We start from the raw sequence: 22,176 nt of genomic DNA, 5'->3' as shown, positions 1-22,176 counted from the left end.
CGGGACGGGGGACGCAATTTCACGGTAGGCTGAAACGGATTTCAGTGTATGCGGAAACTTCGTCGCAGGCAGTCGGGCGAGTGCGGAACCAGCAGAGGAGATGGCGGAACTTGGCGGCTCGAGCGGGGAGAGGGCCTCGGGGGGAACGTGGCGCGCAGGCGGACCGCATCCTGGCGGCGGCGCGCAAGTCCTTCGCTGAGCAGGGTTACAGCGGGACCTCGTTGCGAACCGTCGCGAAGGCCGCCGACGTGGACCCCACCCTGGTGAACTACTACTTCTCCAACAAGATGGGACTGCTGAAGGCCGCGCTGGAGCCGCCGGAAGCCTTCGGTGAGGCAATTGCCGAGGCCGCCCAGGTGCCGTTGGAGCAGCGCGGACGAGCCTTTGTCGAGGCGGCGCTGCGCATGTGGGACGATCCGGCCACGTCGGAGATCCTGCGCTCGATCGTCCTCGCCGCAAGCCATGAGCCCTTCGCCATGGAGCGCCTCCGCGCCGTCTTCTCCACCGTCGTCTTGCAGGTCGTGTCGGCGAGCCTTCCCGACGACGAGGCCGGCCTGCGCGCGGATCTGGTGGCCACACAGATCGTGGGCCTGGCCATGACGCGCTACGTCTGGGCCATCGACCGCATCGCCGACATGCTCACGGAGCAGATCGTCAGCCTGATCGGGCCGACCGTGCAGCACTACCTCACCGGACCCCTGGGTGGCGATATCCCGGAGGGTACCTGAGCGGCGGATGACCGCGAGGGCGAACGCCGTCCACACCGCTTCTCCAGGTATCGACCCGCGAGGACGACGAGTCCATCCCGGTCCGCGTCGGCAATCGGCGCCCTGTCGGCGTTTACCGCCTCGACGTAGTGGCCCGCAGCCGCACCCGTGGCGGCCTCTCTACTGAGAGGTCAGCGCAGTCTCGACAGCAAAACAGGACGGTGGCCGAGCGGGTGGGCATCATGCGGTGTGAGCCGCGGCCCTGGCCCGAGACCTGGCCGCCCGTGGTCTCAGCCACCTCGCCGACGTCGCCGGTTGCTGGTGTCCGAGCTGGTCAGCAATGCGATCGAGTACGCCGGCGGCCGCACCCTGCTCATCGCCGTTCATCCCGCCGCGCGTCGCGCGCGGATCGCCGTCACCGACAGGTATTTCACGCTGCATGGAAATTTTTCTTGCCTGCAGCGGGGTGGTGAACGTACCGTGAACTCGTTAATTTCCGTACACGTGGAAATGGGAGTGCTATGGCCCGGTTCAAGGCAAGTGGGGTCGAGCCCGGTCAGCGTCAGCTGAACGGACCGCAGACCACCGGTCGTCAGTACCGCAACCTGTCCCCCGCTCTCCACGGGACGACCCGCGAGGACAATGTGCCTGTCCCGGTCCGCGACGGCACCCGGCTCCTGGCCGACATTCACCGCCCCGACGCGGACGGCAGATTCCCCGCGCTCATCGCTGCGGCCCCCTATCCCCGCCAACTCCAGGACCTGGGCGCCCCCGCGGCCATCATCGAGGCCGGCACCAGTGATTTCTGGGTGCCGCGCGGTTACGCCCACGTCATCGCAAACCTGCGCGGCACGGTGGGCTCGGGCGGCACCTACACCTTCTTCGACGAGCAGGAGCGCAAGGACCTGTTCGACCTGATCGAGTGGGTCGCCGGGCAGCCGTGGTGCGACGGGAACGTAGGCATGATCGGCATCAGCTACTACGCCATGACCCAGCTGGAGGCGGCCACCCAGCGACCGCCTCACCTCAAGGCCCTCTTTCCCTTCAACGTCACTGTCCAGGCATGGGAAGCCAGCTACCACAACGGCCTGTTGAGCGAGACTTTCATCACCCCCTGGTTCCGCGCGATGGGCGTCCTGTCCGCCCACGGCGACCGTCTCTACCGCAAGGGTCTGTCCCGTCTCCTGCGCAGAGTTCTCGCCATTCCCGCAGTCCACCACCGGTTCAGCCACGCCGACGCCGTCCAGGTGCACCGCGGCCTGCAGCTGGTCAGCCGCTTCCGCCACGATGCCCACCCATGGGATGCCCTGCTGAACGCAGTGGCCACCGAGCACCCCGTCCGGGATGCGTGGTGGGACGAGCGCGACCTGATCCAATTGCTCGCCCGTATCGACATTCCGGTCTACCTCGGCGGTGAGTGGTCCAACGTCCCGCTCCATCTGCCAGGCCTCTTCAAAGCCTGGGAGGCCCTCGCCCGCAACCCGCACGTGCGCATGACCATGCTCGGAGAGCACAGCTTGCCCTGGCCATGGGAGAGCATGCATATCGAGGCCCTCGCCTGGTTCGACCACTGGCTCAAGGGGCAGGACACGGGCATTCTCGAAGACCCTGCCGTCCGCTACTGGCTGCCCGGGGCCGAACAGTGGCGCACCGCCGACTCCTGGCCCCCGCCGGCCACACACCTGGCCCTGTCCCTCAACCCCGACGGCTCCCTCACGGCCGACGAGCGGCCGGGCGCGCGCAGCTATGCCACGGACGGCGCGAACGCCATGCCCGCACAGCTGAGTTGGACCAGCGACCCCCTTCCCGGCGACCTCGACATGGTCGGTCACCCCGAGCTACAGCTCACCGCCACCAGCAGTGCGGCCGACACGGGATGGATCCTGCTCCTGCAAGACGTCGAACCGGACGGCAAGTCCATCGACGTCACCCAGGGCTGGCTGCGCGCCAGCATGCGCCACGTCGACGAGGACGCGAGTGAGACCGGCAGGCCCGTCCTCCCGATGAAGACGCGGGATCCCGTCCCTGCGGAGGAGCCGGTCGACTACCGCATCCCGCTAGTGGCCAACGCCCGCCGGTTCCGCCGCGGGCACCGCATCCGGCTGATCCTCACCAGTGACGACACCCGCGCGGACTTCCGCCCCATGCTGCTGTTCAGTCACGCCCCCGTCGGCATCGCGGGTGTCAACACGGTGCACTCCAGCTCACGGCTGCTCCTACCGATCCTGGAAGGAGAATGAACGGACGCCCGACGACTCACCCGGCGGTCCCTCACCTACGACCGGACACGGCACGAGCACATCGATATCGGGTGGCACCTCGGCCACGACGATCGCGTGCAACTGGTGGTCCCGGACCTGAAGCAGGCCCGCGCCGAACTGCTCGACCGCGGCATCGACGTCGACGAGATCCAGGTCGTAGGCGCGACCCTCCGAGCTGAGGGGACTGCGTTCAAGCCGCACAACAGGCAAACAGCGATCAGCTACGCCCACCACCCTGGGCAGCCAGGGCACCAACCCCAAACACCGACAACTAAGGAAATCGCCATGACCGCAACTACCATCCTCGCAGCATTGCTTGCGATCGTTCTCCTACCGGCAGGTGCAACCATGACCCTGGCCGTCGGCTTCCAACGCGACACCGCAGCGCACCTCGGATTCAGCGTCAACGCCTTCCGCCGTATCGGCGTCCTGGAGTTGCTCGGCGCGATCGGAGTGCTCCTGGGGCTGACGATTCCTACCATCGGCGTCCTCGCAGCGGCCGGCGTGGTGGCACTGATGGTCGGCGCCGCCATCAGCCACCTCCGCAGTCGCGACCGGATCCCGCAGCTGATCCCACCGATCGCGATCACAGCCGTCGCCGTCGCATATCTGATTCTTATTGGGCAACAAGCAGTTTCGTGAGCGCAACAGGCAACCACCGAAGACGAACCGACTTTCGAAACGCATTCGACCGCGGCCGGGCCGGTCGGGCCACGCGGTGACTCCAGCCACAACCTCGAACGGAGCATCCGGCCCCCAGAGAGACGCCATGCGAACCTCGCGCAGGTTGGAACCCGTTGTGCGAGACGAGCACGCCCACCCGGAACTCGGGAACGAGCGGCCGTCTCGCACCCCGAGACCCGCAGACTACGTCCGAACTCCCGCTCTGCGCCAAGCTGGCATCCGGAATGTCCGACATCCAATCGCAGCAATGGGTTTCGAGGGATTACCCGCAGCAGCGCGAGTGCCCACAACCCTCGAATCCTCGCTGAAGCAGCCTAGCTCGCCTTCGTCATGGCTGATGATCGCTGAGGCGAGACTGGTCCTGAGCAACGACACCACCTCCGCCCTCGCTACCGCCAGCGGAACCACGGCACTCTGCTATCGGACCTGGCGCGGGCACACGACCGGAAACGGCAATAACCAAACCTACAGGCGCAGAACACGATCCGACTGGGATGCGTCTAAAACAACATCCGAGCAACGATATTCGTCATCGCAGGACATCGCAATCGCCATGGGACATGGCTACCCAGTCACGATGACAGCTTCTCCAGTGCGCGCTGGGCCTGTTTGCGCACGGCGGGCGCTCGGTCATCGACGAGCGGTTCGATCAGATGCCGCACGCCAGTGGCTTTCATCTGGACCAACGCCTTGATCGCTTTTCCGCGGGCGGGGCTGTCAAGGTATCTCAACGCGATATCGCGGGCTTCGGGCGACTTGACCTTTCCGAGGTACTCGACCAGCGGGATCATGGCAGTCCCCTCCGGCAATTCCTCGAGCAGTTCCGCAATCTGTACGAAGTTTTTCGGCCCCGCGATCAGGTGCAAGGCATCACAGGCCCAGGTCTGCATGCGCTCCGGAATGGGTGGCTGGCGACGGACCTGAGCGATCAGCAGATCGATGGCCTCCTGGTTGCCACGGGCGGCGGGGTCGATCAGATTGCGGATGAGCCCGGACCGTATCGCGGAGCGGTGCTCGGTTTCCGGCCCTGGGATCCGAGTCTCGAGGTTGGCCAGCCAGTCGATGAAGATCGGGATGCCCTGAGGGATCGTCCGGGGCCCGTTGGACAAATCACCCAGCGTGTAGCAGGGAACACCGACTGCGGCGAGATCCTGCATGATCCGCCGGTCGAAGCCCCGCTCCCCGTCCTTGTAGCGGGCCGGAAGGTCGTTCATCCACTCGGTGCCGCCGTTCTCACTCCCGTACGGCATGCGGGCGTACTTGATGATCATGAGGGTGGTCCGTTGTCTAGTTCCATACGAATCAGTTCGATCTGTCCGGTATCGATCATGCCCTGGATGTCGGGATCGTTGATCTGCGTCCGGTGATCCACGATCAGCGTCATGGTGTAGCCGTTGTCCCTGGCCCACTGCTCCTGAATAAGGATCTGCTGCTTCGCACCCGCGATCTCATTGGTGTTCTTGACCTCGGTGACCTGGCGATTCTCATCGTCGATGCGGTCCGGAAACGACGTATGCTCGTTGCCGTCGCGGTCGATGATCGTGATCTGGCGTTTTTTCACCGTAGGGTCGATGCCCGCGCGCCGCTCCCCTTCTTCTCCCGCCGCGTCATTTTGACGTATGTCACGGTTACCGATGTATTTGGTGCTACGCGGAGTTCGGCCCAAGATCGCCTTCAGGTCGGCGGTCTCCGTGGTCGCCATCGAATAAATTCCGGTGTTCGACCGCACGGCGTCGGCGACCTTGGTCTCGATATCCCCGAGCCGATCGGAGATGGCCTTGGCGTACTCGGTCTTGTTCGAGGTGATCAAGGCATCGATTGCTGCTTGCGCTCCGTCGCTGGCCGGCAGCCGCTCGGCGGCGAGTTTGTCTGCTTCGTAGGAGGCGATGATGACAGCCAGCAATCCGAGTGAGGTGCGGCAATCATCCTTGGCCGATTTGGCGGTCGCGGCGACTTGTGTACACGCAATGCCCAAGTAGCTAGCGGCATCCGAGTGAGCCTGGATTGCTCGGCTCACCGCAGCGGTGTCCTGGACGTACTCGGTCAGAATCGGGTCCTCGCGCTGCGCGTCCTCAGGGAAGAGCGCTTTGACACTGAGATATAGCTGAGTAGCGAACTCCGATGTCCTGGTGCCGTACCAAGACAAAAGCGTTCCCGTAGCTCCGATCCGCGTGTCATCGCAGTCGGCCCATTTCCTGGTGACCTGAGACTCGACCAGCCCCCAGTAGTCGGGGTTCCCCTCGGTTCCGCCGACCGACAGCTGTGTCGGGTGCAGGTTCATGGTCAGGGTGGTCCCCTTCGGCGTTTCCGGGACGGGGTCGGGCGTACCCGGGTGCGACGCGTTCTCGCCCCGCGCGAGGTTCTGTCCCGCCGTATGGATCTGGATGCCGAGCGCGTTGCATGCCATCGCAGCGGTCGACCCAGCCTCGAACAGGTCCGCCGCCGACTGGTCGAAACTGCGCCCCCAACTCGGTCCGCCGTACGGATACAACCCCGCCGACCTCGAGACGTCCAGACCTTTGTCGAGCGCGCGAAGGTGGCCTTCCAGGACCGTACTCACCTTGGTCAACGCCTCGCCGACGCGATAGTAGGTGTCGGTGTCAACCGTCGTCATCGAGAGCCCTGGTGCTCACGAGCGCATATCCCGATTCGCCTGTTCGGCCTGAAGGTAGTTGCTGTGCGCGAGTGCGATCTTGTCCCGCACCGCGCGCAGCTCCTCGGCGAGTGTCGTTGTGCTGGAAAGCCATTCGCTATGGCTGTCGGAGAATGCCTGGGCGGCAGCGCCACTGAACTGAGCCAGGACACCGTCGGCGATGTTCTTCGTCTTCTCACCGTGATCGCCGACGGCGGCGATCGCCTGATCGACCAAATCGATGAAGGTCTGCATGGCATCCAGGTCGTAGCGACGAGCAGTCAAGGAAGGTCCAGACTCGACGTCCTCGCCGTGACCTGGCTCGAGAACCGCTCATCCTGAGCGACAAGGGCATCGGCGGCGGTGGTCAAGCTTGCGGCCTGTCGATTCAGCTCGTCGATATGGGTACCGATCCGCGGGACCAAGCCATCCCACAGCGCGGTCACGTAGTCCGCCGACCGACCCGACCACACCTCTTGTAGGCGGGAGTACTCGAAACGGATGCCGGCCAAGACATCGTCGAGAAGTCCTCGCTGGACCCGCAATTCGGATGCGCCTTGACGGAGAACCGCTGGATCGACTTGTAAACTCATGGCCACCCCCGTACAACGGGAAAAGTTTATCGATCCGTCGTTCGCTCGAGCAAGGTGTATCCGCATGGACTGGCGAACCCAAGCCCCGCCGCACGTGCAGGACGACTATGACACTCTCCTGCGCGACGGGGTCGACGCCGCAGCCCATATCCTCGCAGAATCCGAATCCTTCGCGCCGTTCATGCTGGTCATCGACCGCACGGGACGGAAAAGCATGCGCAGGTACACCCAGCAACGTGGGAACGGCGAGCAAATAACCACCAGCGCAATGGAAGTCGGAGCTGACCGAACCACCCTGCGCGCCCGTGCGACTGTGTTCGATGTCACTGTGTCCGCACCGTTCACCGGCAGCGCCATCAAGGCTGTCCTCGAACATCGGGACGGGCCCGCCGTAAACGTGCTGGTGCCCTACACGGCAACACCCGACCAACTACTGATCGACTTCAACGCCGCCGATGGCGCGGTCGGCACCGCCAGATTGTGGACCTGACAGGGCCCTCACTCCGTTCCTGCGAGTTCACGCGGGCCCTGGATGTCACGCCACGATCTGGACGCCGTTGAGGATGGTGGTGAGGTCGGCACCGAGTCCGTCCAGGTCCGCCACCGTTGTGCGGCCGACCAATAAGACCGGGTGGATTGTGCCGTTGCATGCGCAGACGACGAGGCGGTAGTCCTGCCACCATTCGACCTGGGCGATCGGGAAGGCGCCGGTGACTTTTCTGCCGTCCTGGCCACACGCTGTGATCTTTTGATCGTCCCGTGTCCGCCAACCCGGTGTCGTCTGCGCCATCCGGCGCATCGCTTCCACGGCCTCCGCCACCGTCGGTGTCGGGCCGAGCGGGTTGACGGTGATCGTGGCGGTCGGACTATGGAACTGCTCCGGACGCTGATCTCTGCGTTGAATGCTCAGTCCCCTGGTGTCGACTCCCGGGACCTCGGTGCGCTTCCATCCCGGAAGCTCGGGAATCATCACGCTGAACGGCTGCTCGGGCGCACGGTCGCTTGTGAAGACTCGGCCCGTAGCGGCATTGGCGTCACACGAATAGGTCACTGCTGGTGTGGGTATCGCTGCGGTCGATGTCGACGGTGTGTCGGATCCGGGTGCGCTACACGCGGCAACCACCGACAGTGCTGCCAGGACCATAGGCCCTGACCGGAACTGGTCGCCTCGAACAAGATCCACAACGGAATTCAAACACGACCAGATGGTCATGCAGAACAAGCCCGTTCGGCGATACCGGTTGGTTCTCGAATCCGGTTGCAAAACAACATTTTCGAGATGTCACACGCATTCCGCGTGTTCACCAACGGCAGTTTCGTAAGCGGCGGGCCGAAGGTCGATCTGTGCCCGACAACGCCATCCCACACCTATCGGAACACCCGCCGCAAGCCGAATCCCAACGCCCCCACATGAACTCGCAACTCGTCACGCTCGATCCGTGCGCGGCACTCCGACATCATCGGCCAGCTCCAACTTGCCATACGGCAGAGACGGCCAGGGGTCGTGCGCGACAGCACCGCCAAGTAAGCAAATCCGAGGCGTAAGTGGTCAGGTCGCCGGTCACGTCGATCAAGTCGTCGTCACCGGCACGGAGGGGATGCGCTCCGACTCGGTCGGCAGCGATTCGACGTGATACCGCTCAGAATCAGTGCGCCGCTCCGTCTACATTCACATGAAGCTCACCGTTCAGACGTTCCTGACCCTCGACGGCGTTATGCAGGCCCCCGGCGGGCCTGAGGAAGATCCCAGCGACGCCTTCACCCACGGCGGCTGGCAGGCCCCGTTCCCGGACCGAGCCGTAGGCGAGTTCGTCACCGAGCTCAACAGCCACGCCAGCGCGTTCCTGTTCGGTCGCAGAACATTCGACATCTTCCGCGGCTACTGGCCTGATCAGACCGACCCCGGCAACCCCATTGCCACGACGATCAACTCGCTGCCCAAGTACGTCGTGTCCAACTCGCTCAGCCAGGCCGATGCCACGTGGCGCGGCGAGCACCCCGACACCGCTCACCTCCTGACCGGCGACGTCGTCGCGGCGGTGCAGGCGCTCAAGGACGAACCCGGCGACGAGCTGCAGATCTGGGGAAGCGGCAAACTGCTCCAGTCCCTGTTGCAGCACGAGCTCGTCGACCGCTTCCGCCTGATGACGTTTCCGCTGATGCTCGGCTCCGGTCGCCGCTTATTCAACGACGGCATCCTCCCGGCGACGATGCGCCCTGTCGACCTCACCGTGACCGATCTCGGCATCGTCCTCGGCACCTACGAACCAGCCGGGCCGGTTCGCCACGGCCAGATGTAACCTATCGCGGGATCACGGATCGGTGGGCTCGGTGAGCCTGCCGGGCTCGGGCCGGTGAGCTGGGCTTGGGCGTACTTGGGGTCAGGGTTGCCGAAAATTGGGCGGATATGGCGTAGAGCCTGGCTACCGGTCCGGGGGCAGCCCACGCACGGTCGGCTACCACCTGTACGAGGTTCCCGAAACTCGGCGTTACCTCGCGCACGAACTGGCGACCTTCAGCGGCGCGCTGAGCTAGATCCGTCCGCCGACGATCCTGCGAGACAGCGACCCCTCAGTTGTCGAAGAGCCGCCGCGGACCCGAACCCTCTTCGCCCAGTTCGTCGTTCGGGTTGACGAGTGCGCATTGCTGGAACGACAGGCAGCCACAGCCGATGCATTCGGTGAACCGATCGCGCATCCGCTCCAACCGCGCGATTCTGGAGTTGATGTCCTCGGTCCAGCAATCCGACGCCCTGACCCAGAACTCCTGGCCCGGTATTTCACCGGGTGGCAGCAGTGCCAGGACATTGCCGATCACCGATAGGGGAATGCCCAGATGGTGCGAGGCGCGGATGAAGGCAACCTGCCGCAACGTCGCACGGGAATAGCGACGCTGATTCCCAGTGGTGCGACGACTGTGGATGAGCCCCTGCCGCTCGTAGAAGCGCAGCGCCGAGGCCGGAACACCACTGCGTTGGGCCAGTTCGCCGATCGTCACTTCGGCGACTTCAGGATGCGGCGGTGTCACGCGGCCCACACTACCTTGACTTGAACTCGTGTTTAAGTTTGAGGCTTTCCCTATGACCGCCTCCGAAAGTCCACTGACCCTCGCCGTGATCGTCGGCAGCACCCGCACGGGCCGGTTCGGCCCGACAGTCGCCAACTGGTTCGTCGAACACGCCAAGCAGCGTGCGGGAGTCATCGTCGATGTCATCGACCTCGCGGAATCACCTCTGCCCGAACGGCTGTCGACCGACCTCGGGGCACAGGAGGTCGCGGCACTGGCGGCTGTCAGCCCGCGCCTCGCGGCGGCCGACGCGTTCGTCGTGGTGACACCCGAGTACAACCACAGCTATCCCGCGCCGCTGAAGAACGCCATCGACTGGCATTACACCCAGTGGCAAGCCAAGCCGATCGGATTCGTCTCCTACGGAGGCATGGCAGGCGGACTTCGCGCAGTCGAGCACCTTCGGCAGGTCTTCACCGAACTGCACGCGGTGACCGTTCGCGAAACCGTGAGCTTCCACAACGCCATGACCGCATCGGGCGAGCTGACATCCACGACGGCCAGTGACGCCGCCGCCGCGAAGTTGATCGATCAACTCCTCTGGTTCGGCCGAGCCCTCGAAGTCGCTCGATCCGAGCACCCCTACGCCGCCTGAACCGCCCCCAACCGACGATAAACGGAGAGCGAACCATGATCGCCCGTAATGCATTGCCCGACATCGCACATCCCGACGTCGACACCGTCCTGATCATGAGGTCGTCGGCGGCGGAGGTATACGCCGATCTGGAACGCGGCCCGTGGCCGAAGGAACTCATCTCGTGCACCGTATTCGTGAGCACCGACGGCGAGAAGAACGTCACTTACACCCAGTGGCGAAATGGCGAAGCGGGCCGCGAATACCTGACCGGATTCGCCGACATCGAAGCGGTCGAATATCGGCTGTATCGCAGCAACGCTGGGGTGAATCGGCCGGTTCCAGGATGCATCGTCATCCTCGACGTCGAGTTCGACGGACCGGACCACGATCGGCAACGCCGCTGGGTCGATACGGTTTTCGACGCGATGGCCGGTGAGACCGACCCACATCCCGGCGGCATCTCCGGCCATTTCCACGTCAGCACCGACGGCACCCGAGTGCTCCCCTACGCCGAGTGGACGAACGCGGACGCCCACCGCGACGCGATCGAACGGTCCGGCCAAGGCATGATCGGATCAGGCAGCGGCTGGCAGCGAGTGAAAGAATTCCCTGGGGTCACCGACAGCGGATTCACGCGATACCACCTGCTACACAGCCTGTCCGAGAGTTCGGCGCCCGAACCTGATGTCCTCGACAGCCCGACAGACTGGGTGGCGGAACATATCCGAGACTACGTCGAGACCGACGGGCAGAGTGGCCATCTCTACCAAGGCTGGCCCTCGCTGCTGCTCACCACGCGCGGAAGGAAATCGGGAAAGCTCCGGCGCACCGCGTTGATCTACGGACAGGACGACGACCGCTACGTCCTGGTGGCCTCGAACGCCGGATCCCCCACCCACCCCGCGTGGTACCTCAACCTGATCGCGGACCCCGACGTCACAATCCAAGTCGGCGCGGAGAAATTCGCCGGGCGTGCGCGACCCGCGACCGCTGACGAGAAACCACCGCTGTGGCACCTCGTGACCGCGATCTTTCCGCTCTACGACACCTACCAGGCGAAATCCCACCGCGAAATCCCGCTCGTGATCATCGAACGCCGCACGGATGAGACTTGATTCAGCCAGAACCCGCACCGCCCAGGTTCGAGACTTCGCAGCGGTGATCGGGCCGGCGCAATGATTGTGGTCGCCGGTCCGGCCGCCGGTGAGTTCGCCACCGTGTGGCTGTCCGCTCCGGCGACAATAATGCCGTACCAGCCTTGGAAATACGCCGATTACGCGAGCGCCCCCACGATGGCCAGGACACCGCGTTCCTGCACCACCGGATCATCGGCCGACACCCGACTCAGTCAGTCCTGCCGTGCTCGAACCGATTTCGGCGAATGCTACGGCGACCACGGGTCGGACTGACGTAGTGGTCCAACCGCGCCCGCTCGCAGACCAGGTCGTCGGCTCCAAGCGGTTGTGATTCAGGATCCTTCGACCTCGTAGCCCATCCTCCTCGAAGGCCATATCGATGGCACCATCGAGGCCGCCGTTTTCCGGCTGCATGAGCTTGCCGAGCAATGCCGAAACACGAAACTCGAATTCAGCATCGACTATGAGGAAGTCGATGCGGCCGGCAACCCGTTGAGCGAGGAACACACCATCAGCTGATCCCATGGCACGAGATAGATCCAGATGATCAACCAGGCCTTTGCTGCCGAACCCCACCTCTGCGCCAGCGCTAACACGCCTCCCAAGCCCCGGTCCCCCGGAAAGACACTGACCAGATTCCACGTAACTCTCAAAAATTGATCAAGCGCGTACAACCGCGCCGAGTTCGACGTGGTTCCGCAATCGTAGAGACTCGTCATGCACGCGGTCCTCGCGGTAATAAAGCGTGAGCGTGACGAGCCGGTTGATTTCAGCGGACATTACCGTGACATCGATTGGGTTGGCGATCATCGGATCCCCGGTCTTCACGTAGTACCGGCCGTCCGATCCGGTGATATGAATAAGGTGAATCCATGACGGGATGGCGTGCGCTGACCGATGGCGAGATAGTCGAATCGGCTATCGGCTTGCGGTCGTTGGACTGGTCGTGGCAGCTGCAGGATGTACCCGCGATAGCGGCAAGGTTCGATTGGAAGGTATTGATGGCCCGAACGGATTGGGTCATGCTCGACTGCGGTTTCGGGCTGAGCAGCGGTGCGGTAACAGGCCGCGACGGGGTAGCCGAGTCCATCAAGTTGAAGGTGACCGACTCCGCAAGCGAGGATGCGACCGGCCGAGCAATGGTGCGTGACGCGTTCGTCAGGATGACCGAGGCCATAACCGGCGCCCTCGGCGAACCAACCGCCCGCATATCGGGGGAAACCGCAGAAATCCGTTGGGCTTTCCCGGAAACAACATTGCTCCTGAAGAATCTGAGTCTCGCACATTTCGTCCAGCTGACGTATCAGACGAACGCCTCGCTGGCGGCTTTCGATAGATCCATCGAATTCGAACGGCAGGGCCTGATATGACGGAATGGGCGGAATTCAGCGAGCGACTGGCCGAGCAGTTAGCTGTACTGCCCGCAGGCGCGATTGTCAAGATCGTAGAAGCGGGGGTCCCTTCAGGCCACCAGCGGTTCGCGCAGTTCGCGCAGACCGACAGCGAGCTACTGGCCGAATTGGTGGGCGATGAGTTCCTCGATCTCACCGCGCGGCCGGACGAAACGGGGCACCGCCTGATCGCCGAGACAGGCTGGCAGGAACCCGATGCCGACCACGGCCCCTACTGGTGGATCGAACTGCCATGGCCGGTCAATTCAGTCATATACCGCCAGTTGGCGGCGATGGTGGTGACCGGACTCCGTGACGCATTCCGAATCAGCGACCCGGGGTCCTTGACCTACACCGCATGGAACAAGAACGAGGACGAACGCGACCTTCACCTGCCACTGCTCGGGCTGGCACGTCAGGACTAATCGGTTGTCGTCCGAGCTTTCGGGACAAGGAGGGCATGACATTGGCACTATACGCAGAAATCGAGAAAATTGAGGAAGACGAGGAACGAGTTCGCTACCGGTACACGGATATACAGGGCAGTCAGTACACTTTGGTCCTGAACAAGGCCACCGAGGTAATCGCGTCGGAAAACAGCCCCGACGATATGCTCTATCGATCCGTTGCGAGAAAGATCACAGTTGCGTGGCTGGACAGCGGCGCAATACCCGACCGCCTCGTAGTTCAGTCGTTAAGGCAACATCGGGAGGCCTTGAATGAAACTGATGCGGCGGTTTCGCCTGGTCACAACTGGTCGGCTCGATCAAGGCCAACTCGAGGAACTTCGAGCGGTCATCGGGTTTGCCCCCTCGGGTGCTGCCGACGATGCAGTAGGCAGAGAATTGGGGTGCCGAATCCGAAACCACCCGCGATACCCGTCAATTCGCGCTTCCACTATCACGCTGCTGCGCACCGGCGCCGATGAATGGTCCATCACCATTGATGCCCTCCCCTTTTTCGACATCGCGACATCGATCGGACTCGTCGAAGTCGGCTGCCGCGCAGCAGGACTGACTGTCATCGGTCGGCATCTGTCACCGGACGCAGCGGCCAGCGACGCAGCGCCCAGCGCTGCCTCACTGGAGCGCGCACGCAAAATTCTGGAAGGATCCAGAACAGGAATGTGGGCTGCGACCTTCACATACGGCACACCGCCCCCCGAAGCACCGCGAGCCCGCATAACTTCCGAAGACGACTTGACATTCGACTATGCGGCGGCCACCGAATTGCTGTCGGCGGGCCGCGCAGTCGAACTTGCGTCGAAACCCCTCTTCGTCGCCGACCATATATCCGTCGCGCAGCCCACGCCGCGACCAATCGGATGGCAGGCATTGTCCGACAACGAGATCGACGATCTCGCCGAGAAACTGCGCACGCTGGTCTGGTCATGGCGGATGGACGATCTGCTGCGCTTGGTGATCGTATTCGGTTGGCAAGAACCCACGATCCACTCGACAGACCGGGTCCAGTTCGCCGCCGGTCTCGGCCCGGACACCGTCGACATCATCGGCTTCGACTTCGACGCGGTACGCGTCGAAGTCACCGTCACCACCCAGGCAGCTGATACACCGGACGGCCGGGACAATACATTGGCAGCTTATGCCCGTATTGCGGACGTACTGACCAGATCCCTCGGCGAACCAACCGATCGCCTCGACGACAGGATTTCCGAAATCCGCTGGGCCGGTCCTGAAACAACCCTGCGGCTGATCGACTTCCACCACACTGTCCGGTTACAGCTGGTAACCAACGACTGGCTCAGCGCCCTCGATGAGGAGAATTGACAACGCCCGCCGACCAGCGAGCTGGAATTGGTGCATCAGGCTAGGGCACGTGAACGTGAAGAGCGTGGGCGGGATGGTTGTGTTCGAGAGTGACGATAGGTGAGGTCATGACGGTTTGGCGGACGCTGGACGACACCGAGATTGTTGAGCTGGCGCTTCGATTGCGGTCGCTGGATTGGTCGTGGCGATTGGGTGACGTGCCGGAACTGGGCGCGGAATTCGGTTGGCGCATCGAGCGGATCGGTCAACATTCGGCAAGCGTTGACGTCGGATTCGGGCTGAGTAGCGGCCGTGTCGACGGCTGGGACGGGCAAGCCCACCACATCGTGCAGTCGGTGACCGACAGCGACTCCGATAAGGCCGACAGCGTGTGGGACGCGTTCGTGCGTATGACGCGTGCGCTCACGGGTGCGCTGGGTGAGCCGACCACGCGGATACCGGGTGAGTATCCCGCGGTGCGTTGGGCGGGACCGGAGCAGACCCTCATGCTGAAAGCGCTTCCGAACGTGGTGAAACTGAAGCTAGTGCCCAACGAGCAGTTGGCTCTCGACGACGAGGGAGACGCGCTCGCCGAGGAAGAACGGTCATGATCGGCTGGGACGAGTTCGCGGAACGATTGGCCGATCAGTTGGCGTCGCTGCCTGCTGGTGCGGTGGTGTCCATCAGGGAGCGTGTACCGAACCCGGATCGGCGCCGGTATGCGCAGTTCTTTCAGACCGATACCGAACTGTGTGCCGAACTACCCGGCCCCGACATGCTCGACCCCGAGGTGCGCGCGAACGCGGCCGGGCTCCGGCACATCGCCGACCTGGGCTGGCGGGCGCCTGCCGGGCGCGACGACTACAACTGGTCATACCACCTGGCGTGGCCCGCGCTACGGGCCGACTACCACACGCTGGCGACGATGATCACCTCCGGTTTGCGGGATGCGTTCGGGATCGCTACCCCGGAGCAGTTGACCTATACGGCGTGGAACGAGAACAAGGGCAACGCCGACCTCGCCCTCCCCCTGCTGGGACTGACACCAACCCCGGACGAGACACCGGCGATAGATCGGGAACTCCCGGTCAGACCGAAACGTCGGTTGCTGCTGATCCTTTCGGGGGAACTCGACCGGGAGCGACTGGAACAGTTACGTGACACGCTCGGCCTGAGCCGCCGCGGCCGTCTCGATGACCCCGAGGCCATGCAGTTCGGTTCCCGTGAGCTCGGCGCGGGCGGGGACGCCTCGGAGCTGGCCGAGCTTTGGCGCGACGGCGAAAACCAGTGGTCCATCAGCGTCGAGGTCATGCCCAATGCCCTGATAGACAGCACCGACGTAGACCAATGGCAAGAAATGTTCGACACCGCCGCCCGGTCCGTCGGCCTCGACGTTGTCGAAGTCCGTGAATTTCCATGACCTTGCGCCTGCTGATGGTCCTACTGTCGCACGGCCAGGGCTGTCCCGGGATTCGGATGAGTTCGTGCCGACCAGGTGCGCAATGATGTTGTCCCGTGGGTGATTACACGTTGGTCTTCGACCGGGTACGGGGTTCGCTGCTGGGTGGGGCGATTGGTGACGCGCTCGGGTGGCCTATCGAATTCTTGCAACTGGCCCAGATTCGCCGACGGTATGGAGCCGAGGGGGTGCAAGGTTTTCTGCCTCAGCACGACGCGGGTGCGCCGCAACAGATTACCGATGACACCCAGATGACGTTGTTCACTGCTGAGGGTCTGTTGCGGTCGGTTCCGGGTGTCGACCCGGTGCCAGCGCTGCGGAGGGCGTATCTGCGCTGGTTGCAGACCCAGACACCGGATGCTCCCGTACTGGACGGTAATGGCTGGCTGGCGAGTCTGCCGTTTTTGTATGCGGCGCGGGCACCAGGGAATGCCTGTATGTCCGGGCTGAACAAGCAGGCACTGGGTTATCTCGCCCCAGGCATGCTCGACCAACCCGGTCCGGTGAATCCGGGCTCGAAAGGTTGCGGCACGGTGATGCGGTCGGCACCGTTCGGACTGGCCGGGGCGGGCCCGGACCTCGCATTCACCACGGCCGCTCGCAGCGCGCAGCTGACCCACGGGCATCCCACTGGATATCTGGCCGCGGGTGCGTTCGCGGCACTGATCGATCGTGTTGTGAGCGGTATCGAACTGCCGATTGCTGTGCAGCAGACCATCACTCAGCTCGTCGCGTTCCCCGCAGGTGCGGAAACCGTGGCGGCACTGACCCGCGCTGTCGAGTTGTCCGAGGGCGTGGCGAGCGCTGAAAAGGTGGAGCAGGTCGGCGCGGGGTGGATCGCAGAAGAGTGCCTGGCCATCGCGGTGTACTGCGCTCTGTACGCGGTCCGGACCGGCGATGTGCGCGCAGCGCTGCTGTTGTCGGTGAACCATTCCGGTGACTCCGATTCCACCGGTGCGGTCGCCGGCAACCTGATCGGCGCCACCCACGGTGTGTCCGGGCTGCCGATGGAGTGGGCATCCGCAGTCGAGGGTCGCGATGTGCTGGTCCAGGTCGCCGATGACCTCGTCCTGAACTACTTTGTCGGCGACCGGTCCGCGTTGGACAACCGGTACCCGTTCGACGAGGGACTGTAAGGGTCGTTCGTTGGTTCGCGTGAATGGTCTGCTGGCTCTCGGAGATCGGACGGCGTCGGTCCAAAACGCGATCGGCCGCTGACCGTGGAAGACTGCTCACCTCAGATAGCCCACGCGTTCCGATCGAATCTCGTGCTCGTGGGTCGTGGCGAGCCGGTCTGGTCGCTGATGGCGGCCAGCCTGATCGACGAGTACGGCTAATGGTCCGTCCCCCGGACGCCTCCCCGCGCCCGAGTCAGGGACTGCGTGTGACGACCATCACATATGTGATGGTGTCGAGAACATTGCGCCAGCTCCGTCCCAGGGGCACGAGCGGCCACGACGGGCCGCGTAACACGGGAGGAACGATGATCTACCGGATGGATCACGTCGGCGTTGTGGTCGAGGATCTCGCGGCCGCTATCGCTTTCTTCGTCGAATTGGGCCTGGAACTGGAGGGCGAGGCAGTAGTCGAGGGTGAATGGGTGGATCAGCTCGTCGGGCTGGACGGCGTTCGAGCGGATATCGCCGTCGTGCGGACCCCGGACGGCCACGGCCGGGTCGAGCTGTCGACATTCCGTACGCCGGTGGCCACCGGCAGTGCGCCGAGGGCGCCGATGAACACCCCGGGCATCCCGCGCCTCACCTTCGTCGTCGACGCCGTCGACGATGTCCTCGACCGCCTGCGCGCCCACGGCGCCGAACTCGTGGGCGAGGTGGCACGGTACGGGGACGTCTGCCGGTATTGCTACGTCCGCGGCCCCGACGGCATCATCATCGGGCTGGTCGAGGAGCTCAACTGAAGTAGATCGCCAGTCAGCACGTTCCGTACCAAACTTCCGTTCCAGAAGGGACCATCCGTCATGGCTGTCGCCGATGACCTTGACCACGCCACCGACTCGCAGTGGGACTGGGTCGCTGAGCAGACTCGTACGTATCTTGCCTCGGGTGGCACCGAGGGACACGAGTCGAACGGCGTCTACACGCTCGTGCTCGCCACGACCGGACGCCGGACCGCGATTCCGCGCCGCACGTGCCTGATCTACGGCACCGCAGGCGAGGACTTCGTCGTCGTCGCGTCCAAAGCTGGTGCCGACGAGGATCCGGCGTGGTTCAAGAACCTGCAAGCGGACCCGAGCGTCGGGGTGCAGGTCGGCGGCCGTCGGTTCACCGCTCGCGCCCGGGTCGCGTCCCCGGCCGAACGTGAACCCCTCTGGCTCCAGATGGCGCGCATCTTCCCGCTGTACGACGAGTACGCACAGAAGACCGATCGCGAAATCCCGATCGTCCTGCTCACTGCGCAGGACTGACCTGGCAACCGCCGCGTTGTGGAGCCGTTTGAGGTCCTCGCGCAGTTCACGCGGGGCGGCCGCGACGGTGGGCGGTAGAACACGGTGCGTGAGTGCGCGCGGCGTCTTTGTCGGACTCCTCGCGGGGTCCCAGGTGGTCCGCAGAGATTCGGCCTTGTCCCACCGCGCATATCGCGACGCGGACAGGGTTTGCTCGATACCGGATCAAAGGCGGCTGCCTACGCTCCGATCGGCGGTGGCACAGTGGACCGGAGGCGGGCCCAAGTGAGGAGTAACAGACGATGAGCGGACGTACCCGCAGCCAGTGGGAGGAGATCACTGCTGCTGACCCTGCGCATTCGACGTGGTATGTGGAGCGGTTCCGGGCGTTGGCGGCGCAAGGCACGGACATCGTCGGGGAGGCGCGGCTGGTCGACGCAATGCTCGAGCGCGGTGCCCGGGTCCTGGATGCGGGGTGCGGTCCGGGACGTGTGGGTGGCTACTTGCACCGGGCTGGTCACGTCGTGGTCGGCGTCGACGTCGATCCGGCGTTGATCGCTGCGGCGGAGCAGGACTATCCCGGTCCAACCTGGATTGTCGGTGATCTCGCCGAACTGGACTTGCCGGGCCGTGGGATCGCCGCCGACTTCGATGTCATCGTGTGCGCGGGAAACGTGATGACATTTCTGGCGCCGTCCACCCGGGAGGCCGTGCTGGCCGGGTTCACCCGCAACCTCGCCCCGGCCGGTCGTGTGGTTGTTGGGTTCGGTGCCGGTCGTGGTTACGAATTCCCGCAATTCCTGGCCGACGCCGAGGACGCCGGACTTACGGTGGATTTGCGGCTTTCGACGTGGGATCTACGGCCGTTCACCGACGAGTCCGACTTTCTAGTGGCGGTGTTCTCGCGCGCAGGGTGAAAGCCTGCGCAGGCAAGTGGGCATCCCGATCCCAGACCCGATTACATTGCCGCACGATCACTTCGACTCGAGCAGACGACCACTATTTGCTGCACTGCCACCTACAGCGACGATCGAACCGGCCAGGCCGCGACCGGCCGAACGAACGTCATTGCTGCGACCCGCGCGGTTCGAATCGGCCAGGCGCCGAACCCGAAGATCAACGGCCCGAGATCATCTCGGGCCGTCGGCGTCTGTGAAACGTCCGGTAGTGCCGAATTCCGGATATTCGTCGTCCGCTTCCGGCGGACCGAGTGGGTATTGCGATTGGTGTGGGCCTGCCATGCCAGTGGAATGTGAGGGCGGTGCAAGAGCGCGGTGTCAGGGTTGCTGGCATGACGTGGCATAGCGGCAATCGGGCCGAGGGAAAGACAATTCTGGTTACCGGTGCCAGCGCGGGCATCGGGTATTTCGTCGCAGAGCAACTCGCGGCCAACGGTGCCACCGTGGTGCTGGGCTGTCGCGACACCGCCAAGGCCGACCGCGCGATACACGCGATCCGAGCACGGGTTGCGGGCGCTCGACTGCGGCCGGTGCGTTTGGACCTGGCGGATCTGTCCTCGCTGCCTGCGACAGTGGACGCACTCGGCGTCGATCGCCTGGATGCGGTCGTGCTCAATGCCGGGGTGCTGCTGTCGGGCCCCGAACGCCGCGTGAACGCTCGGGGGCACGAATTGATGTTCGCGACAAACCATCTCGGGCACTTCGCGCTGGTCGCTCACCTGTCGCCGATGCTGACGGCGGCCGCGAACAGCCGGGTGGTCACGGTGGGTAGCTTCGCCGCGCGGTCGGAACGGCTGGAGCTTGCCGATCTGCAGTCAGAGCGCGACTATCGGCCCAAGCGCAGCTACGGGCGATCGAAATTGGCCCAGATGCTGTTCGGTTTCGAACTGGATCGCCGCCTGCAGGCAAGCGGCGCCGATACCGCCAGCATCGTCGTCCATCCCGGCGGCGCCCTGGACGCACTGACCCCGTCGCGGCCGCCGTTATTCGTCCGCACCACTGCCCAGCGCCTGCGCGCGCTGCCCGCAGGTGTGGTGCTGCACGGCAAACACGAGGGGGCCGAAAGCATCGTCCGAGCTGTCCTGGACACCGAGATCACCAGCGGGCAACTGTGGGGGCCAAGAGTTTTCGGCCTCCGCGGACAACCACGCCGGGAAACACCCCGCGCGCACATGACCGACCTCGACACCGCCGGTGGACTCTGGGCCGCCAGTGCCGCCCTCACCGGCATGGATCCGCTGGAGCGTCCGGCTACGCCGATCCGGCCATGACAACCGCTCCTGCTTCGCCCGAATCATCATGACCGACGACCCCGAAATGCCGCGCAGCCCACGATCCGAAAACCGGCGACCGGGCAGGTTCGAACGACTGCATCATTATGCCGCTGAGCGCTCGCAAACGGAACGTCCGCTGCTGCTGAGAAGCGCGCATCGAGTGGACGCGTGCTTCTGTCGAGGGGGTGCTATGTCTCGCTCCTGCTGTCGGCCACAGGGTCGCGTCTGCGGGACCTGACGACCCGTGTGTCCGGATCAAGCAGGCGTGACTTCAAGCACCAATTTGCCTGTGGTGGAGCCGGACTCGATGCGACGGTGCGCTTCGATCGCTTGCTGCAGGGGCAGAGTCTCGACCTGGATCCGGAGGTCTCCGTTGGTGGCGGCGGCGACCGCGCGACGCAGTGCGGTTCCCGCATCGGCGGGATAGGCGGCGGAGAAGGCAGCCAGGTTGAACCCGGAGACCGTCTTGTTGCTGAACCATAGTTCGTTGGCTGACATCCCGACGTCCTCGGCGCCGGAAGCGTTGCCCATCACCACCATGCGCCCCATCGGAGCGAGCCGGTCCAGGCTGGCGCGGCGCGTTGGGCCGCCGACCATGTCGACCACGATGTCGAACTCGCCCGCGTCGGCGAGCTGGTCGCGCAGGATCACCTCGTCGTAGCCGAACGCGGTGGCGGTCGCGATCTTCTCAGGGGTGCCCACGGTGCCGACCACGCGACCCGCGCCCAACAGTCGGGCCGCTTGGCCGAGCTGGCTGCCGACACCACCGGCGGCGGCGTGCACCAGTACACTCTCGCCGGGTTCGATCCGGGCGACGCGGTCGAGGACCAGGAACGCGGTGGTGCTGTTGGACGGCAACGCCGCGGCCGTGGCCAGGCTCAGGGACTGCTCATCGAGCGGAGCGACCAGGTCCGCGGCGGTGACCGCCACCTCGGCGTACCCGCCGCTGTCGACGATGGTCAACGCGGCCACCGGCTGACCGACAGTCAGTCCCATCACCTCGGCTCCCACAGCGCGGACGTGGCCGGAGATCTCGATGCCAGGCACGAACGGCAGCGGAACGTCGACCACGCCTTGCCGGTAGAGGATCTCGGCGAAGTTTGCACCGGCGAAGGCCACATCGATCGCGACCTGCCCCGGCCCGGGCTGGGGGATGTTCACGGCGGCCTCCCGCAGCACCTCGGCGGGGCCGAACTCGGGGATGGTGACTGCCTTCATCTGCATGGTGTTGCTCATGGCACCAATCCTGCGGTCCCTGCACACCGAT

29 protein-coding genes are annotated in these 22,176 nt (G+C 64.4%); 19 read left to right on the top strand and 10 right to left on the bottom strand.

What is annotated here, in order from left to right:
- Nucleotides 1–110 precede the first annotated feature (110 nt).
- From ACQP1G_RS10705 to ACQP1G_RS10695, 3 genes are all read left to right on the top strand, one after another.
- Nucleotides 111–728: a TetR family transcriptional regulator gene (locus ACQP1G_RS10705; RefSeq protein WP_433201659.1), complete on the top strand. Its 618-nt coding sequence runs from the start codon at nucleotides 111–113 to the stop codon at nucleotides 726–728.
- Between the two features lie 300 nt (nucleotides 729–1,028).
- A complete protein-coding gene (locus ACQP1G_RS10700; RefSeq protein WP_433201656.1) occupies nucleotides 1,029–1,277 on the top strand; it encodes a hypothetical protein in 249 nt (82 codons plus the stop codon).
- Nucleotides 1,229–2,947: a CocE/NonD family hydrolase gene (locus tag ACQP1G_RS10695; RefSeq protein WP_433201653.1), complete on the top strand. Its 1,719-nt coding sequence runs from the start codon at nucleotides 1,229–1,231 to the stop codon at nucleotides 2,945–2,947. The genes ACQP1G_RS10700 and ACQP1G_RS10695 overlap by 49 nt, the downstream gene beginning before the upstream one ends.
- On the opposite strand, the gene ACQP1G_RS10690 is transcribed toward ACQP1G_RS10695, so the two are convergent.
- The gene (locus tag ACQP1G_RS10690; protein ID WP_433201650.1) at nucleotides 2,924–3,169 is read right to left on the bottom strand and encodes a hypothetical protein; all 246 of its coding nucleotides are present in this window, start codon (nucleotides 3,167–3,169) and stop codon (nucleotides 2,924–2,926) included. The genes ACQP1G_RS10695 and ACQP1G_RS10690 overlap by 24 nt on opposite strands.
- An 84-nt stretch (nucleotides 3,170–3,253) precedes the next feature.
- Between ACQP1G_RS10690 and ACQP1G_RS10685 the strand changes: the two genes are divergently transcribed.
- Nucleotides 3,254–3,610, top strand: a complete 357-nt coding sequence (locus ACQP1G_RS10685; RefSeq protein WP_433201647.1) for a DoxX family protein — start codon at nucleotides 3,254–3,256, stop codon at nucleotides 3,608–3,610.
- Between the two features lie 614 nt (nucleotides 3,611–4,224).
- Here ACQP1G_RS10685 and ACQP1G_RS10680 read toward each other — a convergent pair.
- Genes ACQP1G_RS10680 through ACQP1G_RS10665 form a run of 4 tightly spaced genes read right to left on the bottom strand, consistent with a single transcriptional unit; the run spans nucleotide 4,225 to nucleotide 6,877 of the window.
- Nucleotides 4,225–4,923 (bottom strand): HEAT repeat domain-containing protein, encoded by a 699-nt coding sequence (locus ACQP1G_RS10680; protein ID WP_433201644.1) that lies wholly within the window; start codon nucleotides 4,921–4,923, stop codon nucleotides 4,225–4,227.
- Entirely contained in the window at nucleotides 4,920–6,266 is a 1,347-nt protein-coding gene (locus tag ACQP1G_RS10675) for a putative toxin (RefSeq protein WP_433201641.1), read from the bottom strand. Before ACQP1G_RS10675 ends, ACQP1G_RS10680 begins: the two co-directional genes overlap by 4 nt.
- A gap of 15 nt (nucleotides 6,267–6,281) precedes the next feature.
- Nucleotides 6,282–6,569 (bottom strand): WXG100 family type VII secretion target, encoded by a 288-nt coding sequence (locus ACQP1G_RS10670; protein WP_433201638.1) that lies wholly within the window; start codon nucleotides 6,567–6,569, stop codon nucleotides 6,282–6,284.
- Nucleotides 6,566–6,877 carry a WXG100 family type VII secretion target gene (locus ACQP1G_RS10665; protein WP_433201635.1) on the bottom strand — a complete coding sequence of 104 codons (312 nt, stop codon included), beginning with the start codon at nucleotides 6,875–6,877 and terminating at the stop codon, nucleotides 6,566–6,568. The genes ACQP1G_RS10670 and ACQP1G_RS10665 overlap by 4 nt, the downstream gene beginning before the upstream one ends.
- Before the next feature lie 64 nt (nucleotides 6,878–6,941).
- On the opposite strand from ACQP1G_RS10665, the gene ACQP1G_RS10660 reads away from it, so the two are divergent.
- Complete coding sequence (locus tag ACQP1G_RS10660; RefSeq protein ID WP_433201632.1) at nucleotides 6,942–7,367, top strand: hypothetical protein; 426 nt, start codon at nucleotides 6,942–6,944, stop codon at nucleotides 7,365–7,367.
- A gap of 45 nt (nucleotides 7,368–7,412) precedes the next feature.
- Here ACQP1G_RS10660 and ACQP1G_RS10655 read toward each other — a convergent pair whose 3' ends face one another.
- Entirely contained in the window at nucleotides 7,413–7,928 is a 516-nt protein-coding gene (locus ACQP1G_RS10655) for a hypothetical protein (protein WP_433201629.1), read from the bottom strand.
- 228 nt (nucleotides 7,929–8,156) lie between these two features.
- Between ACQP1G_RS10655 and ACQP1G_RS10650 the strand changes: the two genes are divergently transcribed.
- Both ACQP1G_RS10650 and ACQP1G_RS10645 read left to right on the top strand, forming a co-directional pair.
- Nucleotides 8,157–8,291 (top strand): hypothetical protein, encoded by a 135-nt coding sequence (locus tag ACQP1G_RS10650; protein ID WP_433201626.1) that lies wholly within the window; start codon nucleotides 8,157–8,159, stop codon nucleotides 8,289–8,291.
- Between the two features lie 259 nt (nucleotides 8,292–8,550).
- Nucleotides 8,551–9,177, top strand: a complete 627-nt coding sequence (locus tag ACQP1G_RS10645; RefSeq protein ID WP_433201623.1) for a dihydrofolate reductase family protein — start codon at nucleotides 8,551–8,553, stop codon at nucleotides 9,175–9,177.
- 271 nt (nucleotides 9,178–9,448) lie between these two features.
- Here the strand turns inward: ACQP1G_RS10645 and soxR are convergent, their stop codons facing one another.
- Complete coding sequence (gene soxR, locus ACQP1G_RS10640) at nucleotides 9,449–9,904, bottom strand: redox-sensitive transcriptional activator SoxR (protein WP_433201620.1); 456 nt, start codon at nucleotides 9,902–9,904, stop codon at nucleotides 9,449–9,451.
- Between the two features lie 52 nt (nucleotides 9,905–9,956).
- On the opposite strand from soxR, the gene ACQP1G_RS10635 reads away from it, so the two are divergent.
- Nucleotides 9,957–10,538 (top strand): NADPH-dependent FMN reductase, encoded by a 582-nt coding sequence (locus ACQP1G_RS10635; RefSeq protein ID WP_433201617.1) that lies wholly within the window; start codon nucleotides 9,957–9,959, stop codon nucleotides 10,536–10,538.
- Nucleotides 10,539–10,573: 35 nt separating this feature from the next.
- Nucleotides 10,574–11,635: a nitroreductase family deazaflavin-dependent oxidoreductase gene (locus ACQP1G_RS10630; protein WP_433201614.1), complete on the top strand. Its 1,062-nt coding sequence runs from the start codon at nucleotides 10,574–10,576 to the stop codon at nucleotides 11,633–11,635.
- A 210-nt stretch (nucleotides 11,636–11,845) separates the two neighbouring features.
- On the opposite strand, the gene ACQP1G_RS10625 is transcribed toward ACQP1G_RS10630, so the two are convergent.
- Both ACQP1G_RS10625 and ACQP1G_RS10620 read right to left on the bottom strand, forming a co-directional pair.
- The gene (locus tag ACQP1G_RS10625) at nucleotides 11,846–12,232 is read right to left on the bottom strand and encodes a hypothetical protein (RefSeq protein WP_433201611.1); all 387 of its coding nucleotides are present in this window, start codon (nucleotides 12,230–12,232) and stop codon (nucleotides 11,846–11,848) included.
- 84 nt (nucleotides 12,233–12,316) lie between these two features.
- Nucleotides 12,317–12,484 (bottom strand): hypothetical protein, encoded by a 168-nt coding sequence (locus ACQP1G_RS10620; RefSeq protein ID WP_433201608.1) that lies wholly within the window; start codon nucleotides 12,482–12,484, stop codon nucleotides 12,317–12,319.
- A gap of 44 nt (nucleotides 12,485–12,528) precedes the next feature.
- Here ACQP1G_RS10620 and ACQP1G_RS10615 point away from each other — a divergent pair, with 44 nt between their 5' ends.
- From ACQP1G_RS10615 to ACQP1G_RS10570, 10 genes are all read left to right on the top strand, one after another.
- Nucleotides 12,529–13,026: a DUF6301 family protein gene (locus ACQP1G_RS10615; protein WP_433201605.1), complete on the top strand. Its 498-nt coding sequence runs from the start codon at nucleotides 12,529–12,531 to the stop codon at nucleotides 13,024–13,026.
- Entirely contained in the window at nucleotides 13,023–13,472 is a 450-nt protein-coding gene (locus tag ACQP1G_RS10610; protein ID WP_433201602.1) for a TY-Chap domain-containing protein, read from the top strand. The genes ACQP1G_RS10615 and ACQP1G_RS10610 overlap by 4 nt, the downstream gene beginning before the upstream one ends.
- Before the next feature lie 699 nt (nucleotides 13,473–14,171).
- Nucleotides 14,172–14,834 carry a DUF6301 family protein gene (locus ACQP1G_RS10605; protein WP_433201599.1) on the top strand — a complete coding sequence of 221 codons (663 nt, stop codon included), beginning with the start codon at nucleotides 14,172–14,174 and terminating at the stop codon, nucleotides 14,832–14,834.
- A 107-nt stretch (nucleotides 14,835–14,941) separates the two neighbouring features.
- The gene (locus ACQP1G_RS10600) at nucleotides 14,942–15,424 is read left to right on the top strand and encodes a DUF6301 family protein (RefSeq protein WP_433201596.1); all 483 of its coding nucleotides are present in this window, start codon (nucleotides 14,942–14,944) and stop codon (nucleotides 15,422–15,424) included.
- A complete protein-coding gene (locus ACQP1G_RS10595) occupies nucleotides 15,421–16,233 on the top strand; it encodes a TY-Chap domain-containing protein (protein ID WP_433201593.1) in 813 nt (270 codons plus the stop codon). The genes ACQP1G_RS10600 and ACQP1G_RS10595 overlap by 4 nt, the downstream gene beginning before the upstream one ends.
- A gap of 95 nt (nucleotides 16,234–16,328) precedes the next feature.
- Nucleotides 16,329–17,408, top strand: coding sequence for an ADP-ribosylglycohydrolase family protein (locus ACQP1G_RS10590; RefSeq protein ID WP_433201590.1), 1,080 nt, complete (start codon nucleotides 16,329–16,331; stop codon nucleotides 17,406–17,408).
- A gap of 347 nt (nucleotides 17,409–17,755) precedes the next feature.
- Nucleotides 17,756–18,190, top strand: a complete 435-nt coding sequence (locus ACQP1G_RS10585; RefSeq protein ID WP_433201587.1) for a VOC family protein — start codon at nucleotides 17,756–17,758, stop codon at nucleotides 18,188–18,190.
- A 60-nt stretch (nucleotides 18,191–18,250) separates the two neighbouring features.
- Nucleotides 18,251–18,697, top strand: coding sequence for a nitroreductase family deazaflavin-dependent oxidoreductase (locus ACQP1G_RS10580; RefSeq protein WP_433201585.1), 447 nt, complete (start codon nucleotides 18,251–18,253; stop codon nucleotides 18,695–18,697).
- A gap of 281 nt (nucleotides 18,698–18,978) precedes the next feature.
- Entirely contained in the window at nucleotides 18,979–19,593 is a 615-nt protein-coding gene (locus ACQP1G_RS10575) for a class I SAM-dependent methyltransferase (RefSeq protein WP_433201582.1), read from the top strand.
- 374 nt (nucleotides 19,594–19,967) lie between these two features.
- Nucleotides 19,968–20,906 (top strand): SDR family NAD(P)-dependent oxidoreductase, encoded by a 939-nt coding sequence (locus tag ACQP1G_RS10570; protein WP_433201579.1) that lies wholly within the window; start codon nucleotides 19,968–19,970, stop codon nucleotides 20,904–20,906.
- A gap of 258 nt (nucleotides 20,907–21,164) precedes the next feature.
- Here the strand turns inward: ACQP1G_RS10570 and ACQP1G_RS10565 are convergent, their stop codons facing one another.
- The gene (locus ACQP1G_RS10565) at nucleotides 21,165–22,145 is read right to left on the bottom strand and encodes a quinone oxidoreductase family protein (RefSeq protein WP_433201576.1); all 981 of its coding nucleotides are present in this window, start codon (nucleotides 22,143–22,145) and stop codon (nucleotides 21,165–21,167) included.
- Between the last annotated feature and the right edge of the window lie 31 nt (nucleotides 22,146–22,176).

Origin of the sequence: Nocardia sp. CA-107356 (genome assembly GCF_050946365.1) — a bacterium.
Classification (GTDB): domain Bacteria; phylum Actinomycetota; class Actinomycetes; order Mycobacteriales; family Mycobacteriaceae; genus Nocardia.
Note: the sequence above shows the minus strand (reverse complement) of the source record. Positions and strands in the feature narration are given on the sequence as shown.